Origin of the sequence: Streptomyces sp. XM4193 (assembly GCF_023072595.1) — a bacterium.
Lineage (GTDB): Bacteria > Actinomycetota > Actinomycetes > Streptomycetales > Streptomycetaceae > Streptomyces.
This window is the reverse complement of sequence record NZ_JALLGK010000002.1, coordinates 68,643-86,354: the sequence shown is the minus strand read 5'-3', so window position 1 is coordinate 86,354 and position 17,712 is coordinate 68,643. Positions and strand designations below refer to the sequence as shown.

Here is a 17,712-nt window from a genome sequence, read left to right as displayed (position 1 = left end):
CGAGGGGTGGCCGCGCCGACTCCTGCCCGCTGTCCGGGGCAGGTACTCGTCAGCGCGGCTCGCTAAGCAGAAGGCGTACGGCACGCATGCGGTCAGGATAGCGCAGAGGCCAATCGCCCAGATAAGCACCGAGGGAGAGAAAACAAGAAGAGAGCCGTCTTGGTTGACGACTCTCATCTGCTGTGGAGCTAAGGAGAATTGAACTCCTGACCTCTTGCATGCCATGCAAGCGCTCTACCAACTGAGCTATAGCCCCGGGTTTGGTCCTCCGCGGGTTCTTCCCCCGCGGCGGCGAGGCCCACTTTACACGGACCACACCCGGCTTTGCCAAATCCGTTTCGGTCCAGCCGGATCAACCGGCATCAGGGTCGTGGACGGTCCGGATCGGAGGGCGAGAGCAGCGACGGGCGTTGATCGGCCGACTCGACGGTCACCGGCGCCGGTGACGACAGGAGGACGCGTCATGACCGGCTCCGAAGCGGGCGGCAACCGGTCCGGGATCGTTCGGATCAAGGCCTCCAGCGCGGGCCCACCGCCACCCCGACATCGACCCGGTCCCGACCCGAGCTTCAACATCTGCCGGGTGACGCAGCCCCTGCCTCTACGCCGTGACGAAGGAGTAGAACCGCTTGAGGGTGCAGTGCTCCTCCAGCAGTCGACCGTAGATCGGCTCGCCCTCCAGTTCGCGATACGTCTCGATCGGGTCGCCCTTTATGATCAGCGCTCGCGCGCACTCCACACACCAGTACTGGTAGCGGCTGTTGACCGGCTCCATGTCGCGGACGATCGGGGTGCCGCTTCCGCACCAGTCGCATTTCCTGCTGTGCGCGCCCATCTGCCCCTATCAGCTCCAGCTATGACGACAAGCCGTGCACACGTGCGTCGCCCCGCCGCCGTCCCCCAGCATCCGGGCCGAACCACGGGGCAGGCACCGCAGCACGGAACACTGTTGTGCCTGCACGGACATGTGCGGACGATTCCCTCCACCCGGGCCGGACGGCGCAAGCGGAGCCGGCGCATCGAACAGCCCGTGCGTCCGCACCGCGCACCCTCCCCTGCGTCGTCGCTCCACGAGAGATCCCGCCCCTGCGGTGCCACGATTCTGCCATGTCCGGCCGTGGTCAGGGAGACCGGCCAGGTGGTGAGCGCCACAGCGCGAGAGCCTTCCCGCGCTCTGTCCGGCGCGGCACAACGACCGCCCATATCTCCATTTGGCGGTTGAGTGTCGACGGGAACAGCAGCTCAGCGAGGCAACGCCGATGAGGGTTGCCTATCCTGCTTGGCAGACGCGCGCCACCGATACGACATCCTCATCCGGGAGTTGAGATGCCCCAGTCCTCCTCATCGACAGCCTCGTCCGCTGCGGCCGCCGTCACCACCGCCGACCTCTACGACGAGCACGGCGAAGCGCTGCAGTCCTGCGACACCCAGTTCCGCCAGTACGGCGGCCGGAGCAGCTTCGACGGGCCGATTTCGACCGTCCGCTGCTTCCAGGACAACGCGCTCCTGAAGGCAACCCTCGCCGAGCCCGGGGAGGGTCGGGTGCTCGTCGTGGACGGCGGCGCCTCGGTGCACACGGCGCTCATGGGCGATCTCATCGCCGCCTCGGCGGTCGCGAACGGCTGGGCCGGCGTCGTGATCAACGGTGCCGTGCGGGACACCGCGATCCTCGCGACCCTCGACCTGGGGGTGAAGGCACTCGGCTCGAACCCGCGCAAGAGTTCCAAGACTGGCGAGGGCGAGAGGGACGTCCCGGTGACCTTCGGCGGAACAACCTTCACCCCCGGCGCCCACCTTCACAGCGACAGCGACGGCGTAGTCGTCCTCGCCGACTGAGCTGCGCGGGCGGACCGCACAACCCCTCAGTGGCACATGCGGTCCGCCGGCCGGCAGTCGGCGGACCGCATGCAACCAGCGGAAGAACGCGGTCAATCGAGCCGTACGGCCACAGTGCCGAAAGTTGTGGACCGGCGACCGGGCCCTGCCACAGGCACAGGCACGAGTGCCGGCCGCCGTCAGCACGCGCCCCGGGGTTGCCGACCACCATCGCAGGACGGTCCGGGAATCGTCCTGCCGACCGTGTGACTGCTCCGTGGTCGTGTCGAGGGCGTGGATGTGGAGGTGGGGCTGGGCGATCCGATGGACGCCGAGTGGGAGCGGTCGCGGCCGTTCTTGCCGGTCAGCAACAGAAGTTGCGGCAGGTGGCAGGGTCACCGGCGGGGGCGGAATCACCGGCAGGTGACCGACCAGGATTCTGCGCCGAGTACGGACCGGCGTTCAGCGGCGTGAACTGCCCGAGCGGTTCGGGCCGTGGATGACGGGCCATGAACCCCACCGTCTGTGGTCGGCCGACGGACTTGCGCGTGACAGCACACGACGTCCCGCAGCCCGACAGCGGAACGCCTGCCGCAGTAGGTCCAGGCCGAGGCCCGACGCGGCCGGAGGCCGGACCGGGACATCTCACTCCACCGTCGTGCGGCGCATCAGCACGCCGCCGGTCCCCGTACCGAGCGTGCGGTGATCGGTGAACGGGCGACCATGCCCACCGTCGTTGGAAGGCGGCAGCGGACTGGGCTCGGCCCCTGGAAACCTGTACCGGAAATCGGTGAATGGGCGACAGCGCCCGCTCACCGGGCCCGTCCGGTCAGGTCGGTCAGGTCGGACGGATCGGTCAGGTCGATTCCCCAGGCTTCTCGCAGGAGATCGTGGCCGCTCCCGGTGACGTTCAGACCCCGCCCGGAGCTGTGCCGCACCACCCACCCGGCTTCGAGGAACCGTCTGCCGACTGCGGCACCCAGGGACCCGGCCAAGTGCGTCCGTCGTTCCGTCCAGTCCGGGCACGCCCGGGTGGTGGCGCGACGGGCCCGGATCGCACCGTCAACGTCGACCGACACTCCACGCAGCCCGTCAGCGCCGGCGTCGGTGAGGGTGAGCGACTCACGGTCGGCCAACCATCCCCGGCGTGTCCAGGCATCCGTCAGCGCGACGCCGAGCCGTCCGGCGATGTGGTCGTAGCAGAACCGCGCGGCGGCCAAGCGCTGCATCTGACGACTTCGTCGATACCCCGAGACAGGCATCGGCTCGGCGTGGACACCGAGCGCTTCCAGGGCGGCTGCGACCTGCGGGGCGGCGAGCGAGTAGTAGCGGCACCGCCCGCGCGCCTCGCACGTCACCAGACCGGCGTCCACGAGCACTGCCAGGTGCTCGGACGCGGTCGAGGCGCTCACTCCGGCGCTTCGGGCCAGCTCACCGGCCGGCCGTCTGGCGCCGTCCATGAGCAGGTTCAGGAACACCGAGCGCGCGGGCGCGGCAAGGGCTTTGCCCACGCTCGTGAAGTCCCGGTCCCTGCTCATGGTGGGGACGATACGACGATGACGCTTCGGCCGGTGCCGAAGCGTCCCGGATCTACGGTTCGATCATGAGCACACACGCCTACCGCACCCGTCTGCACTGGGACGGCTCCACCGCCGCCGGGGTCCGTGCCTACTCGCGCGACCACACCGCCGTCGCCCCGCCCGCCACCGGGCAGGTCGACCTGAGCGCGGACCCGGCCTTCCGCGGCAACCCTGACCGACTCAACCCGGAACAACTCGTGGTCATGGCCGCCTCGTCCTGCCAGATGCTGTCCTTCCTCGGCGCCGCAGCCCGCGCCGGAGTGGATGTCCTCGCCTACGACGACGAGGCCACGAGTCGGCTCGACCTGGCTGCCGAGCCCGCCCGGTTGGCTGCGATCCAGCTGCACGTGACCGTCAAGGTTGCCGCCGGGACGGACGAGACGAGGGTCCGAGAGCTGGCCGTGCGGGCCCACGACGAGTGCTACGTCGCCAACAGCCTGTCGGTCCCCGTCGAGGTCACCACCTCGGTGGCCTCGTGAGCGCCCGCCTGCAAGACCTCGAGGTCCACCTGCCGAACCGACCCGGCGCGCTGGCCGACCTCGGCCAAGCGCTCGGCAGCTCCGGGGTGAGCCTGGAGGGCGGTGGCATGTTCACCCATGACGGGCATGCCGTCGCGCACTACCTCGTCGACGACGGCCCGGTCGCCCTGGCCGTCGTCGCCGCAGCGGGGCTCGGCCCCGCCGTCGTGCGTGACGTCGCCATGACCCGGCTGGACCAGGAGACGCCCGGACAGCTCGGCGCGCTTGCCCGCGTGCTTGGTGACGCCGGTGTCAATGTCCTGGTCCAGTACAGCGATCACGCCGGAAATCTGGTCCTGCTCGTGCCGGACGAGCACACCGCCCTGTGCCGCGACGTCATCGAACGCTGGGAACAGGGCTGACCCGGCGGTTGGAAGACACGCGGCGTACGGCCACCCGGCTTCAACGACCCGCGGTACACGTGGCGCAGCATTGCCGAACGGGCGATCAAGCGGCTCAAACACACCGGAGCAGTGGCCGGCCGCTGCGCCGAATACGCCTCCACCTTCCTCGGAACCGCGGCCACCGCCCCTCGCCATCGGGCTCCGTGCACGATCGGCCGGACAAGTCCTGCACGGAATCAGCGATTTCCGCTCGCGATGGGGCGGGCCGCGAAAGCGAGCGGACGGCGTCAAGCGTCACAGAGACTGTGCATCCTGCTGCCAGGACTTCCGACACAGCAGTTGGACGCACACCCGAACCGGTTCACTTCTGCTCCAGGCTCCGCAGCCTCCGTTCGGGCCCGCAGCCACCCTGCCCTCCTCGCCCCCACGAGGGCTTCGGGTGCAAGAACCGGACCACCCGCAATCTGCCGGTTCATCGACGTCTGCACCCAACGGGCCAAACGACGACGACCAGTTGAGACGCTCGCAGTCAGACGGACTGACCCGCGCTCGAGGTCGACGAGTCGATCAGACCTTGGAGTCGCTCTCGGATGCCCACGAGTTCGGCGATACGGGAGTCGTAGCCGCGCAGGTGCTCCACGAGTACGGGCACCGCGCAGGGCTCCAAGCTTTCTGGATCATTGATGCAGTCGAGCAGTTCACCGATCACCCGAAGGGGGATCCCTGCGGCCAGCAGCATTCTGATCTGCCGAACCTGTACGACGACCGCGGCCTCGAACAGGCGCTGGCCCGAGCCGGAGCGCCGGGCCGCTTCATCACCTCACGGCCCGGCGAGTTCGCGCCCGCCGGTGAAAGGGACGAACTCGAGGTCCTCGTGAAGGTCACGGACCCAGTGCAGGCGCCGACCGGCCCGATCTCACTCGATGTCATCCGACACGAACGTCACCTTCCCGACATCAAGCACGTCGGGGAGATCAGCAAGACCCTTCTCCTGCGGCAAGCAAACGCGCGTGGATTCGACGATGCCGCTTTCCTGGACCGGGGCGGCCGGCTGAGCGAAGCGACGATCTGGAACCTCGCGTACTGGGACGGCGCATCGGTGATCTGGCCCGAAGCCGAGTATCTGCACGGAGTGACCATGCAGATCCTGGCTCGTCAGCTGCGCGCTCTCGGAGTGCCCCAGCAGACCCGCGCCGTCCGTCCAACCGAAATCGACGAGCGGTGGTCTGCCGCGGTGATGAACTCATGGACACCGGGCATCCCCGTGTCGAGAATCGGAGACCGGCAGTTGGTTCAGGAGCCGGCCTTCCCACGTCTCCTCCACCGGGCTTGGGCCAGAGACAGCCAGAATCAACTCGCTTGATCTCAGGCGCGGGTGCGACTTCTTCTGCACCCTGCGGGGGCGTCGCACACCGTCTGTCGCGGCATCAGGCTTTGAACCGCCTCGTCGGACGGACGCCAACCGTGCGCGTTCGGACGGGTCGCCGTCGACAGCGACCGAACCACCCTCGAGCCCGCCGGGGCGATCGCCGCTTCCCTCCGCCGCCCACTTCCAGCAGCACGATCGAGATGCTCGTCGGCGCAGCGGAGGGAGGTCGGGCCACGACGAGGTCGGACCACGAAAAGAACCTCGCCCCACAATCGTGCGGGACAAGGTTCAGATCGATCGATGTTTCTGTGGAGCTAAGGAGAATCGAACTCCTGACCTCTTGCATGCCATGCAAGCGCTCTACCAACTGAGCTATAGCCCCGCGTTGCCGTCCTGGTGGCGACCACCGGTCCGGAACGAGTGGAACTCTACCCCGTGACCAGCCGATAAGTGAAATCGCAGGTGACAGCGGGTAGAGGCGGGTGCGGACACCCTGGGAGGAGGTCAGTCGTCGTCGCCGAGCACCGGCTCGGGCAGGGTTCCGGCGTTGTGCTCCAGCAGCCTCCACCCTCGTACGCTGTCGCCGAGGACGGACCAACAGCAGTTGCTGAGACCGCCGAGGGCTTCCCAGGCGCCGGGGTCGAGCCCGATGAGCTTCCCGATCGTCGTGCGGATGGTGCCGCCGTGGCTGACGACCACCAGGATGCCGTCGTCCGGGAGCTTTTCGGCGGCGGCCTGTACGACGGGCGCGGCCCGGTCGGCGACCTCCGTCTCCAGCTCGCCGCCGCCTCTGCGCACCGGCTCGCCGCGTCGCCAGGCCGCGTACTGCTCGCCGTGCTGGTCGAGGATCTCCTGGTGGGTCAGCCCCTGCCAGACGCCGGCGTACGTTTCGCGCAGCGCCTCGTGGTGGGTGACCTCCAGCCCGACGAGCTCGGCGAGCTCAGCGGCGGTGGCGCGGGTGCGGATGAGATCGGAGGAGATGATCGCGTCCGGCTTGAGGCCCGCGAGCAGACGGGCGGAGCGCCGGGCCTGGTTCAGGCCCTCCGTGGTGAGCGGGATGTCCGTGGTGCCCTGGAAGCGGCGCTCCAGATTCCAGGCGGTCTGGCCGTGCCGCCACAGAACGATCCTGCGGCCGGAGCTCATGCCGGCTCTCCGCTCTCCGCGCTGTCGCCGGCGTGCTCTGCTCCCTTGCCCCTGGTCGCGACGGCGTCCTCGGGCAGGGCAAGCTCGGGGCAGTCCTTCCAGAGCCGCTCCAGGGCGTAGAAGACACGCTCCTCGCTGTGCTGCACGTGGACGACGATGTCGACGTAGTCCAGCAGCACCCAGCGGCCGTCCCGCTCGCCCTCCCTGCGCACCGGCTTGGCGCCGAGCTCCTTGAGCAGCTGCTCCTCGACACCGTCCACGATCGCCTTCACCTGGCGGTCGTTGGGGGCGGAGGCGAGCACGAAGGCGTCGGTGATGGCGAGCACGTCGCTGACGTCGTAGGCGACGATGTCGTGCGCGAGCTTGTCGGCGGCTGCCTGGGCAGCGGCGGCGACGAGTTCGAGGGAGTGGTCCGTGGCGGTCACAGGCGGAGCTTTCGGGTAGAGGGTCCGGTACCCGACAAGGGTCTCACGACCGCCACGGTGCCCCGGTCAGTCGCTGTAGTCCTTTCCGAGCACGATGGTGACGTCCGCGTTGGCGGCGCCCTCGCCCTTCTTGACGGCCTTCTCGCTCAGACCCAGTGTCTTGGCGGCCTCGACGGCCTGCTTCTGGTGGGCGGCGCCGCTGTAGGTGACGGTGCTGCGCTCCGCCGCCGCGTCCGCAGCGCCGGTGGAGACGACGGTGAAGCCGCCGTTGACCAGGGTCACCCCGGCGCCGTCCGCCGCACCGCGCTGCCCGGTGGCGTTGCGAACCGCCAGGCGGACCGCGTCCCCGGGTTCGGTGTTGCGCACCGAGCCGCCGAGCACCTCCTTGACCAGGCCCTGCGAAGTCTCCTCGGTGAGCGTGCCGTTCGCGGCGACGGGGAGCAGCTCGGTCTTGTGGTCACCGTCCTTGGCGAGCTTCGCGAGCGCGGCGAGCGCGGCGCCGAGTTCGGCCTCGGTGAGCGAGAAGTCCAGGATCTGGCCGAGCGACTCGACGGCGGTGGTCGCCTGTTCCTTGTCCGTCGAGACCTTGCCGAGGACGGCCTGCAGGACCTGGCCGAAGCGGGCGAGCTGCTTGGTCTGCGGTTCGGCGGCCTCGCGGTACGTCGCGTAGGCGACCGCTGCCCTGCCGTCCAACTCCTGGTCCGCGCCCTTCCGGACGAGGGCCTTCTCGCCCTTCTCGGTGCTCGGCACGGTGGCGTCGGAGTCGAGTGTGATGCCTCCGGCCAGCTCGACGAGGTTCTCCAGGTACGGGGTGTCCAGTCGCCAGGTGCCCTCGATGTTGGAGCCGAGGAGGTCGTTCAGTGAGTCTCGGGTGGCTCCGGCGCCCTCGGCGGCGAACGCCTTGCCGAGCGTGGTGGTCTCGCCCGACTCCCCCTTCAGAGCGAGGGAGTTGGGAAGCAGGACGGTGGTTCCGCGGCCGGCGGTCTCGTTGTTGACGAGGAGGGCGGTGGAGATGTCGCCGCTCTCGAGTTCGCGCAGGTGGATCACGATGACGTGCCGGGTGTCGGCTGCGGAGGCGGCCTGGTCGGTCTCCTCGGAGAGACCGGGCAGTTTGCCGGACTGCCACAGGTAGCCGAGCCCTCCGACGAGCGCCAGAGTCAGCACGACCACCAGGGCTATCACCCGGTTCCGGCCCCGTCGCCGCGCCTCCTCGCGCCGCTCGGTGCGGCTCTCGGTGAACTTCAGCCAGTCGATGACGTCCTCGGAGTTCTTCTCGTCCTCCTCGACGAAGGCGAACTCCTCGGTCTCGTAACCGACTTCGGGCTCTCCCGCGGGTCCGGGGCCCGCAGGGCGGCCCCTCTCCCCCGCGGGACGCTGCGGCGCTGCGGCATACCGGTCGGACGGTGTCTGCCCCTCCTCCAACGGCCGGCCGGGGCCTTCGGAGCCGGACCCGTCGGTACGGAGTCCGTCGGTTTGAGGCGGGCCGGCGTCACGGCTGCCCGTGCCGTACTGCTCCGCCGAGAACCGGTCGGAGGGCCGGCTCCCGACGCCGTACTCCCCGGCGCCGTACTCCTCGGTGTCGTACGGCTCCGGCCGGCCGGAGCCGTACCGGCCTCCGTCGGCCTGGCCCGGCAGGTGTCCGACGGTGCCCTGCCGTCCGCCGAACCGCCCGGGGTCGTACGGCGGGTTCCCGCTGTCGCCCACCGGCGGGTACTGGCCGGTGTCGTAGGAGCCGACGCCGTCCCGCACCGGCGGGTACTCCCCGGTGTCGTACGGGACGGGCGGGTGCTCCCCCGTGTCGTAGGAGCCGACGCCGTCCCGCACCGGCGGGTGCTGACCGGTGTCGTACTGGACAGGAGGCATCCGGCCGGTGTCGTACTGGACCGGCGGGATCTGGCCCGTGTCGTACTGAACGGGGGGCAGCTGGCCCGTGTCCCAGGACACCGGCGGCGTCTGACCCGTGTCGTGTCCGCCGTCGTACGGCCCCGATGCGCCACCGCCGGCGCCGTACTGCCCGCCGTCGTCGTACCGGCCGGTGCCGTACTGCCCGGCGTCGTACTGCCCGCCGTCGTACCGGCCACCGCCGTACTGCTCGCCGCCGTACTGCCCGGCACCGTGCTGTCCGGTGCCGTACTGCTCGCCGTACTGACCACCGCCGCCGTACCCGCCGTCGCCGTACGCGTCCGCGCCGGCCGCCCGGTGGTCACCGGACTGCCCCGCGTACGGATCGTGGTAGACGGGCTGACCATGGGCGTCATACCCGTAGAACTGCTCCCCCTGCGGATTCTGCCGGTCGTTCACGACTTTTCCGCCCCTCTAGGCTGTCGGCGCCTCAGCGTCCCGGTACAGCTGGCGCTTGTTGATGTAGCGCACAACACCGTCCGGCACCAGATACCAGACAGGGTCGCCCTGCGCCACCCGAGCGCGGCAGCCCGTGGAGGAGATCGCCAGGGCCGGCACCTCCACCAGGGAGACGCCACCGTCGGGGAGGCCGGGGTCCGCCAGGTGGTGCCCGGGTCTGGTGACTCCGATGAAGTGGGCGAGCGAGAAGAGCTCCTCGGCGTCCCGCCAGGTGAGAATCTGCGCGAGCGCGTCGGCGCCGGTGATGAAGAAGAGCTCCGCCTCGGGATGCTCCGCCCTCAACTCGCGCAGGGTGTCGATGGTGTACGTGCGGCCGCCGCGGTCGATGTCGATGCGACTCACGGAGAACTGCGGGTTGGACGCGGTCGCGATGACCGTCATCAGATAGCGGTCCTCCGCCGGCGAGACCTGCTGGTGGCTCTTCTGCCAGGGCTGGCCGGTCGGCACGAAGACGACCTCGTCGAGATCGAACCGCGCGGCCACCTCGCTCGCGGCGACCAGGTGCCCGTGGTGGACCGGATCGAAGGTGCCACCCATGACGCCGAGTCGCCGCTTGGCGCGGCTCGGCACTGTGTGCTCTCCCATGCGTGCAGACCCTAACCGCTCGAACGCGGCAGCCGGTCGGCTCAGCGGTCCCGGTTGAAGCGGGTGGTGATGAAGAGCAGCAGGAAGAGGACGCCGAGGCCGAAGCCACCGATGACGAACGGGTTGAAGCTGTGCTCGGAGGCGTGCTCACCGCCCTGGGCGAGCTGGGCGAGTGCGTACGCGGAACCGGCGAGATTCATCGTCAGGTCCTATCCGGGAAGCGGTCGGGCAGAGATTCGGGCAAAAGCTGCCCACATCGTAAGCGGACCGCTTCAGTGCAGCTCTGTCCGCCCACCCCGTAGGCTGGCCGAACAGCCAACAGCAGGCAGCCAGGGGGACGGGCACTCAGTCCGTAATGCCCGTAAAGGGGGCCATTCATGAACCACACCAACGACGCCGCCGAGCATCTTCCGAGCCGCGAACGCCGTCGCTTCCCGGGGATCTCCTCCCGAGCGTACGAGCACCCCGCCGACCGGTCGGCGCTGGTCGCACTGCGCAAGCTGACCGGTTTCGACACCGTCTTCAAGGCGCTCAGCTCCATGCTGCCCGAGCGCAGCCTGCGGCTGCTCTTCCTCTCGGACTCGGTGCGGGTCAGCGACGAGCAGTTCGCCCACCTCAACGACATGCTGCGGGACGCCTGTTACATCCTGGACCTGGAGAAGGTCCCGCCGATGTACGTCTCGCAGGACCCGCAGCCCAACGCCATGTGCATCGGCCTGGACGAGCCGATCATCGTGGTCACCACCGGCCTGATCGAGCTGCTCGACGAGGAGGAGATGCGGGCGGTCATCGGCCACGAGGTCGGGCACGCGCTCTCCGGCCACGCGGTCTACCGCACGATCCTGCTCTTCCTGACCAGCTTCGCCGTCAAGGTGGCCTGGATCCCGCTGGGCAACGTCGCGATCATGGCCCTGGTCACCGCGCTGCGCGAGTGGTTCCGCAAGTCCGAGCTGTCCGCCGACCGGGCCGGACTGCTGGTCGGCCAGGACATCCAGGCGTCGATGCGCGCGCTGATGAAGATCGCGGGCGGCAACCACCTGCACGAGATGAACGTCGACGCGTTCCTCGCGCAGGCCGAGGAGTACGAGGCCGGCGGCGATCTGCGCGACTCCGTGCTGAAGATCCTCAACGTGCTGCCGCGCACCCACCCGTTCACCACCGTGCGGGCGGCGGAGCTGAAGAAGTGGTCCGAGAGCCGCGACTTCCAGCGGCTGATGGACGGCCACTACGCCAAGCGCGAGGAGGACAAGGACACTTCGGTCCGCGATTCCATCAAGGAGTCCGCCGGCAGCTACGCGGACTCGGTGCGCAGCAGCAAGGACCCGCTGATGGGCCTGGTGCGCGATCTCGCGGGCGGTGCGGGCGACCTCGGCGGCAAGCTGCGGGACTTCGCCACCGGCGGCAACCGCGGCGCCGGCTCCTCCGACTCCTCGGCGGACGGCGGCAGCGGAAGCGACGGCGGCCAGGACGGCCCGGGAACCAACGGCACGGCGCCCGGCTCGAAGTAGCCCGCCGACCGAGCGGTTCAGCCGCACTCAGGGCTGCGCAGACCCCGACAGGGCCTTCGCAGCCCTGAGTTGTGTCCGCACCCGCTCCCGCAGCGGTCCGCGCTGCCGGCACCGACACCACACCGGCACCGGCACCGGCACCGACCGAGCAGCCCCCGCCGGGGCAGCGCCGGGTCGGTCGGCGGGTCAGTCCACCTTCGGCTGCGCGCTGCGCGCCAGCACTCCGCACAGCTCGGTGCGACGGATGTCGCCGGCGTACAGATCGGTGCCGGCCGAGGCGTCCGCACCGACGTCCTCGCCCGCCAGCAGCGGACGCAGCCAGTCGTGGGTGTCCTCGGCGCAGGGCAACGGGCCCGCCTGCACGGTGACTTGGGCGACCGTGCCGACGCCCGTGCGCAACTCGCCCCGGGTGAAGCGCATCCGCACCTCGCGCCGCGCCGTGAACAGCGAGGCGTCCGCCTTGCGCTCGCCCTCGACCGGGCGCAGCGCGTAGACGAGCACATGCTGCGCGGAAACCTCCAGCGCGCCGCTGTCGGTCTCCGCCACCGAGAAGGTGCCCCGCACCCGAACGTCGGAATCGGCCAACTTCGCCTCCTCCGGCTGGAATCGCATCAACCAGCCGGTCGCGCCGTAACGACCGTCATCGGCGGGGGCACGCATGCTTCGGTCGAACTGGTCGCGCTGGCCGTGGCTGAGCAACCTCCGTACGGGGCTGACGGTCCGCCCGGCGAGGACGTCCGGATTGAGGGCGGAGGCGATCACGTACTGCCGGGTGGTGGTCAGGGCCAGCCGGACCTGACGGAGGCTGAAATTGGTCGTTGACCGCGCCGACGGCAGCGTGACCGCGTTGGGACCGGCTTCGAGGCGGGCCGCCGGGCTGCTGCGGTAGAGCTCCTCGGCCTCGGCCCCCGGCACCGAGCCGCGCGGCACCAGCGGAACGATCGTCGTCCGCAGCGGTATTCGCGACTGGGCGTGCGCGGGATCCTCGTACGGGCTGCGGGCTCCCATGTAGATCGCGGCGCCGAAGGCGATCAGCACGACCAGCAGCAGTACGAGGAACTGCCCCGAGACCCCGCGCCTGCCACTGCCCACCGGCGGCGCGGCGCCCTCCCGGTCACCGGGCTGCGTGCGCTCGGCGGTGCGTGGGTCGGGCAGGTCGGCCACGGGCCGTTCCTGCTCGTCGAGACGCTCCCGGGCCGAGAACTCCCGCAGCTGCGCAGCGCGCACGAAGGACTCGTCGAACACCGTCGAACGGAACTCGTCGTCATCGTCGCCCGCAGGTCGCCCCTCGGGAGGGTCTGCACGCCCGGCCATGGGCCCCAGCGTAGGCGCCGAGGCAGGGAGCCAGGACGCCGGTCGGTGACGAGTTCACGCCATCTCCGCAACTCCGGGCGCCAAGGGCGGGGAACGGCGGGCGGACCGGCGACGACTAGCCGGGGCCCCCGGCGGGAGAGAGCAGCGCGGCGGCGTACCGCGGGCCGGTGCTCCCGACCCCGCTGTCCAGCCCGGTCGTCGCGGGAGGCGGCGTGGGCTCCTCGCGGCCGCCCGAACCTCCGCGCAGCGCCGCGAAGGCCATCGCGACGACGCCGACGCCCATCACCAGGGCGAGCAGCCAGGCGACCGGCCGGTGCCAGCGCCCCTGTCCGCCGCTGCGGTACCCCGGGGTGTCCTCGCTGTCGCGGAACTCCTGGTACGCCTCGTACTCGCGGTAGTCGTCCTCGTCGCGGAAGCTGGCGTACCCCTCGACCTCGAAGCCGCCGTACGCCGGCTCGCCCGGCTCCGGGCCCCAGCCGCCGGAGCCGTACGTCTCGTCCGCGGACTGCTCGCTCTCGGCGGCGCGCTGAGCGGCGGCCATCGTCCGCTCGGCGGCGGTCGGTTCGTGAAAGAGGGCGGCCCTCACGAAGGCCTCGTCGAACACCACGGAGCCGGATGCTTCGTCCGCTGCTCCGTGGTCGCGGTCCTCCGGCTCCTCGCCCTGACCGAACGGCTTTCCCGCACTGTCGTCCGCCACCGTCCCAGAGTAGACCGAATCGCCCGGACCGGGCAGGGAGAGGACGCTTTCGTCTCCTCCGTCCGAGCCCCTGGCCGGGCGGTCGGCGAACCACTCCTGCCTGCCGCCGCCCCGCGCGCGCTCGGCGCGGGGCGCCACACTCAGGTCCACGCGCCCAGAGCGCACGGGCACCCAGAGCACCCAGAACACACGGGCCCGCCGGCACACGGGCGTCGGGTCAGGGGCGTACGTGCCCGTCGCCGGTGACGACGTACTTCGTTGAGGTCAGCTCGGGCAGCCCCATCGGGCCGCGCGCGTGCAGTTTCTGGGTGGAGATGCCGATCTCCGCGCCGAAGCCGAACTCGCCGCCGTCGGTGAAGCGCGTGGAGGCGTTGACCATGACCGCTGTGGAGTCCACCAGAGCCACGAAGCGCCGGGCCGCGGCCGTGTCCCGGGTGACGATCGCCTCGGTGTGGCCGGAGCTCCAGCGCCGGATGTGTGCGACCGCGGCGTCCAGGTCGGGCACGACGGCCGCGGCCAGATCGTAGGAGAGGTACTCGGTGGCCCAGTCCTCCTCGTCGGCCGGGACGACCGATTCGCCGAGCTGCTGCCACTCCCGGTCGCCGTGGACGGTGACCCCGGCCTCGGCCAGCGCGCTCAGCGCACGCGGCAGGAACTCCGCGGCCACCGCCCGGTGCACCAGCACCGTCTCGGCGGCGTTGCAGACGCTGGGTCGATGGGCCTTGGAGTTCACCAGGATCTCCACGGCCATGTCGAGGTCGGCGGCCTCGTCGACGTAGACGTGGCAGTTGCCGGTGCCGGTCTCGATCACCGGGACCGTCGAGCCCTCCACCACGGTCTTGATCAGGGACGCACCGCCGCGCGGGATCAGCACATCGACCAGCCCTCTGGCCGTCATCAGCTCGTGCACGCTCTCCCGGCCCTCTCCGGGCACCAACTGCACGGCGTCCGCGGGGAGTCCGGCGGAGGCCACCGCGTCCCGCACCACCTCGACCAGTGCGGCGTTGGAGGCGTGGGCGGAGGAGGAGCCGCGCAGCAGCACGGCGTTGCCCGACTTCAGACAGAGCGCCGCGGCGTCCACGGTGACGTTCGGGCGGGCCTCGTAGATGATGCCGACGACGCCGAACGGCACCCGGATCTGCCGGAGTTCGAGTCCGTTGGCCAGGGTGGACCCGCGGACCACCTCGCCGACCGGATCGGGCAACCCGACCACCCGGCGCACATCGGCGGCGATGGCTGCCACCCGCTCCTCGGTGAGGGTGAGCCGGTCGACGATCGAGTCGGCGGTGCCGGCGGCACGGGCCCGCGCGATGTCCCGCGCGTTGGCGGCGGTGATCTCCGGCGCACGGGCGACCAGCGCGTCCGCGATGGCGAGCAGCGCTCCGTCACGGACGGTGCGGGGCTGCGGGGCCAGGAGAGCGGCTGCCTCCCGGGCACGGAGCGCGGTCTGGACGACGGGCGAGTTCTGCGTGGCGCTGGTCATCCCGGCAGCCTAGCCAGCGGCGGGCTCCTGGCGGCCCGGCGGTCCGGCCGCCGAGACGCCCGCGGCAGGTGGCCCGGACGCACGCAGCGCGGTGCCTCGTCCACCGCCCAGTGGCCGTGGAGCCGCTTGCCCGGCCGCCTCACGAACCTCCGGGCGACGCCTGCGCCGTCCCTGCCCTCCGCCCCGCTGCGCTCCTTCGAGCGCCACCGGCTTCGTCAGAAGGGGTGAACTCCGATCGGTGCCGCCGGCGGCGGGCCGTACCCCTCGGCCACCCTCTGGTGGTACGTGTCGCGGCCGATCACCTCCAGGCCGACGATCTCCCATGGAGGCAGCCCCGCCGAACCCCGGTGCTCGCCCCACAGCCGCAGCGCGACCGCCGCGGCGTCGTGGAGGTTGCTGGCCTCCTCCCAGTACCGGATCTCGGCGTGGTCGTTGGCGTAGCGGCTGGTGAGCAGGAACGGGTGGTCGTGGGCAAGGTGCTCCAGCGCGCGGCGGATGTCGGCCAGCGGCGTCTCCGCGCCGGCGACGCTGAGCGTCACGTGCCACATCCGGGAGGTCTGCGCCTGCGGCGGCGGTGCGGCACCGACGGGCCCGGTCGACTGCTCCTCGCCCTCGTCGTGCTGGACAGAACCCAGCCGTACGCTGGCCAGTCGTCTCATCGGGCGGCCTCCTGACTGCGGCATTTGACTTCACGTCCCCTCACACGAGCTGCCCCGTACGCGACGCGGTGCCCCGTGCCCGGTCGCCGCCGGTGAGGTTACGGCGACGCGCGGCACGAAGGTGCGCGGGTGGCGCTCCGGAACAAAGTTGACCAGCCCGAGGCCGATCGCGGGGCGGTTTTCCGGAACGGGTGGCCGGAAAGGCAGCACGTTGACAGCCGCGGCCCCGGCCAGGGGCACATTCATCCCAACTGTCAGAACAGCAGTACCAGATCGTCGCGGTGGACGATCTCGCGTTCGTAGGCCGGGCCGAGCTCCTTGGCCAGCTCGCGGGTGGAACGACCGAGCAGCCGGGGCAGTTCACGGGCGTCGAAGTTGACCAGCCCTCTGGCCACGGCACGGCCCGCACGGTCCCGCAGCTCCACCGGATCTCCGGCGGAGAACTCGCCCTCGACCCGGTCGACCCCGGCCGGGAGCAGCGATTTGCGTCCCTCCACCACCGCCCGCACCGCTCCGTCGTCCAGCACCAGCGCGCCCTGCGGGGTGGAGGCGTGGGCGAGCCACAGCAGCCGGTTCGCCGAGCGCCGTCCGGTGCGGTGGAAGTACGTGCCCGTGGGACGCCCCGCGAGCGCGTCCGCGGCCCGGCTCGCGGAGGTGAGCACCACGGGGATGCCGGCGCCCGCGGCGATCCTGGCCGCTTCGACCTTGGTCACCATGCCGCCGGTGCCGACCCCCGCCTGCCCGGCGCTGCCGATGGAGATCCCGTGCAGGTCGGCCGGTCCGCGCACTTCCTCGATCCTGGTGGTGCCGGGCGTGCTGGGGTCGCCGTCGTAGAGGCCGTCCACATCGGACAGCAGGATCAGGCGGTCGGCCCGTACGAGGTGCGCGACGAGGGCGGCGAGGCGGTCGTTGTCGCCGAAGCGGATCTCGTCGGTGGCGACGGTGTCGTTCTCGTTGACGATCGGGACGGCGCCCATGGACAGCAGTTGGTCAAGGGTGCGGTAGGCGTTGCGGTAGTGGCCTCTGCGGCTGGTGTCGTCGGAGGTGAGCAGCACCTGTCCCACTCGACGGCCGTAGCGGGCGAAGGAGGCCGTGTAGCGGGCCACCAGCAGCCCCTGACCGACGCTCGCCGCCGCCTGTTGCCGGGCGAGGTCGCGGGGGCGGCGCGGCAGACCCAGCGGAGCGAGCCCGGCCGCGATGGCTCCGGAGCTGACCAGGACCACTTCCTTGTCGGCGTGTGCGGCGAGCGCGTCGACCAGGGCGTCCACCCGGTCCGCGTCGAGTCCGCCGGCCGCTGTCGTGAGGGAGGACGAGCCCACCTTGACGACGATGCGGCGCACCTCCTCGGCCCGCGGACCGCGAGCCCGCGTGCGGGCCGCGCTCGACGGTCCCGGCTCCGCGCCTCCGCCTCCGGTCGCACTCGACGGGTCCGACACGGCCGATGGTCCCGGCAGGTCCGGCACGCCCGGCGGGGCCGGCTTCGCGGCGGCCTCTCGGCTCGGTTCCGTGCCGTGTTCCCGTTCTGCCGCTGACACCTGTGATCCCGTCCTCGAACCGTCCCTCGCGCGCACCGCGCCGACGCCGCGAATCTATCGTCCTCGCACGTCGTCGCGCGTCCCGCTTTCACCCTGCGGACTCGCCGCCGACCCGTTGCCGGACAGCGCACGCCCTCTCAACTACGCTGCGTCGCTGAACCGTTCTTGTACCGCCATCCCGCCGATGACAACTCCGCACCCGCGGCCCTCGACCGGCGCCGCACGGGGAATGCCGCGGAGGTCCTGCCGGAGCAGGGCACGCCGCGGCTCCCCGGAACCGGCCGAACAGCCGGTGAAAGCAGCGCATTCGCCCCGTATAAGGGGGCGTCGCGAGTGCACTCCGTCACCGCGAATTGTCACCTCGAACGGCTTCGTC

Annotated in this window: 17 protein-coding genes and 2 tRNA genes; 5 read left to right on the top strand and 14 right to left on the bottom strand. The window is 70.8% G+C overall.

Going from position 1 to position 17,712, the window contains the following annotated elements; all coding sequences use genetic code 11:
- Window positions 1-183: 183 nt before the first annotated feature.
- Window positions 184-256 (bottom strand) — tRNA-Ala (locus tag MTQ01_RS07645).
- A 345-nt stretch (window positions 257-601) separates the two neighbouring features.
- A complete protein-coding gene (locus MTQ01_RS07640; RefSeq protein ID WP_211038499.1) occupies window positions 602-835 on the bottom strand; it encodes a hypothetical protein in 234 nt (77 codons plus the stop codon).
- 491 nt (window positions 836-1,326) lie between these two features.
- On the opposite strand from MTQ01_RS07640, the gene rraA reads away from it, so the two are divergent.
- On the top strand, window positions 1,327-1,836 hold the full coding sequence (gene rraA / locus MTQ01_RS07635) for a ribonuclease E activity regulator RraA (protein ID WP_247487952.1): 510 nt from the start codon (window positions 1,327-1,329) through the stop codon (window positions 1,834-1,836).
- A gap of 791 nt (window positions 1,837-2,627) precedes the next feature.
- Here the strand turns inward: rraA and MTQ01_RS07625 are convergent.
- Window positions 2,628-3,353, bottom strand: a complete 726-nt coding sequence (locus MTQ01_RS07625) for a helix-turn-helix transcriptional regulator (protein ID WP_247487950.1) — start codon at window positions 3,351-3,353, stop codon at window positions 2,628-2,630.
- 65 nt (window positions 3,354-3,418) lie between these two features.
- Here MTQ01_RS07625 and MTQ01_RS07620 point away from each other — a divergent pair, with 65 nt between their 5' ends.
- The 3 genes from MTQ01_RS07620 to MTQ01_RS07610 all read left to right on the top strand — a co-directional run bounded on the left by MTQ01_RS07620 (window position 3,419) and on the right by MTQ01_RS07610 (window position 5,620).
- Window positions 3,419-3,874, top strand: a complete 456-nt coding sequence (locus MTQ01_RS07620; protein WP_247487948.1) for an OsmC family protein — start codon at window positions 3,419-3,421, stop codon at window positions 3,872-3,874.
- Window positions 3,871-4,275, top strand: a complete 405-nt coding sequence (locus tag MTQ01_RS07615; protein WP_247487946.1) for a hypothetical protein — start codon at window positions 3,871-3,873, stop codon at window positions 4,273-4,275. Before MTQ01_RS07620 ends, MTQ01_RS07615 begins: the two co-directional genes overlap by 4 nt.
- Before the next feature lie 556 nt (window positions 4,276-4,831).
- Window positions 4,832-5,620 carry an aminotransferase class IV gene (locus MTQ01_RS07610; RefSeq protein ID WP_247487944.1) on the top strand — a complete coding sequence of 263 codons (789 nt, stop codon included), beginning with the start codon at window positions 4,832-4,834 and terminating at the stop codon, window positions 5,618-5,620.
- A gap of 315 nt (window positions 5,621-5,935) precedes the next feature.
- Here the strand turns inward: MTQ01_RS07610 and MTQ01_RS07605 are convergent.
- From MTQ01_RS07605 to MTQ01_RS07580, 6 genes are all read right to left on the bottom strand, one after another.
- Window positions 5,936-6,008: transfer RNA gene (locus tag MTQ01_RS07605), tRNA-Ala, on the bottom strand.
- A 122-nt stretch (window positions 6,009-6,130) separates the two neighbouring features.
- The gene (locus MTQ01_RS07600; protein WP_247487941.1) at window positions 6,131-6,769 is read right to left on the bottom strand and encodes a histidine phosphatase family protein; all 639 of its coding nucleotides are present in this window, start codon (window positions 6,767-6,769) and stop codon (window positions 6,131-6,133) included.
- A complete protein-coding gene (gene rsfS / locus MTQ01_RS07595; RefSeq protein WP_247487939.1) occupies window positions 6,766-7,194 on the bottom strand; it encodes a ribosome silencing factor in 429 nt (142 codons plus the stop codon). The genes MTQ01_RS07600 and rsfS overlap by 4 nt, the downstream gene beginning before the upstream one ends.
- 66 nt (window positions 7,195-7,260) lie before the next feature.
- The gene (locus MTQ01_RS07590; RefSeq protein WP_282613437.1) at window positions 7,261-9,057 is read right to left on the bottom strand and encodes an LCP family protein; all 1,797 of its coding nucleotides are present in this window, start codon (window positions 9,055-9,057) and stop codon (window positions 7,261-7,263) included.
- Between the two features lie 453 nt (window positions 9,058-9,510).
- Window positions 9,511-10,140: a nicotinate-nucleotide adenylyltransferase gene (gene nadD / locus MTQ01_RS07585; protein WP_247487935.1), complete on the bottom strand. Its 630-nt coding sequence runs from the start codon at window positions 10,138-10,140 to the stop codon at window positions 9,511-9,513.
- Between the two features lie 41 nt (window positions 10,141-10,181).
- Window positions 10,182-10,340, bottom strand: coding sequence for a hypothetical protein (locus MTQ01_RS07580; RefSeq protein ID WP_247487933.1), 159 nt, complete (start codon window positions 10,338-10,340; stop codon window positions 10,182-10,184).
- A gap of 177 nt (window positions 10,341-10,517) precedes the next feature.
- On the opposite strand from MTQ01_RS07580, the gene MTQ01_RS07575 reads away from it, so the two are divergent.
- The gene (locus MTQ01_RS07575; protein WP_247487931.1) at window positions 10,518-11,648 is read left to right on the top strand and encodes a M48 family metallopeptidase; all 1,131 of its coding nucleotides are present in this window, start codon (window positions 10,518-10,520) and stop codon (window positions 11,646-11,648) included.
- Window positions 11,649-11,834: 186 nt separating this feature from the next.
- On the opposite strand, the gene MTQ01_RS07570 is transcribed toward MTQ01_RS07575, so the two are convergent.
- The 5 genes from MTQ01_RS07570 to proB all read right to left on the bottom strand — a co-directional run bounded on the left by MTQ01_RS07570 (window position 11,835) and on the right by proB (window position 17,141).
- Entirely contained in the window at window positions 11,835-12,962 is a 1,128-nt protein-coding gene (locus tag MTQ01_RS07570; RefSeq protein ID WP_247487930.1) for a hypothetical protein, read from the bottom strand.
- Between the two features lie 115 nt (window positions 12,963-13,077).
- Entirely contained in the window at window positions 13,078-13,659 is a 582-nt protein-coding gene (locus tag MTQ01_RS07565) for a hypothetical protein (protein ID WP_247487929.1), read from the bottom strand.
- 217 nt (window positions 13,660-13,876) lie between these two features.
- A complete protein-coding gene (locus tag MTQ01_RS07560) occupies window positions 13,877-15,142 on the bottom strand; it encodes a glutamate-5-semialdehyde dehydrogenase (RefSeq protein ID WP_247487927.1) in 1,266 nt (421 codons plus the stop codon).
- 215 nt (window positions 15,143-15,357) lie between these two features.
- Window positions 15,358-15,801, bottom strand: a complete 444-nt coding sequence (locus tag MTQ01_RS07555) for a hypothetical protein (RefSeq protein WP_247487924.1) — start codon at window positions 15,799-15,801, stop codon at window positions 15,358-15,360.
- 254 nt (window positions 15,802-16,055) lie between these two features.
- Window positions 16,056-17,141, bottom strand: coding sequence for a glutamate 5-kinase (gene proB, locus MTQ01_RS07550; RefSeq protein ID WP_247487922.1), 1,086 nt, complete (start codon window positions 17,139-17,141; stop codon window positions 16,056-16,058).
- Window positions 17,142-17,712 lie beyond the last annotated feature (571 nt).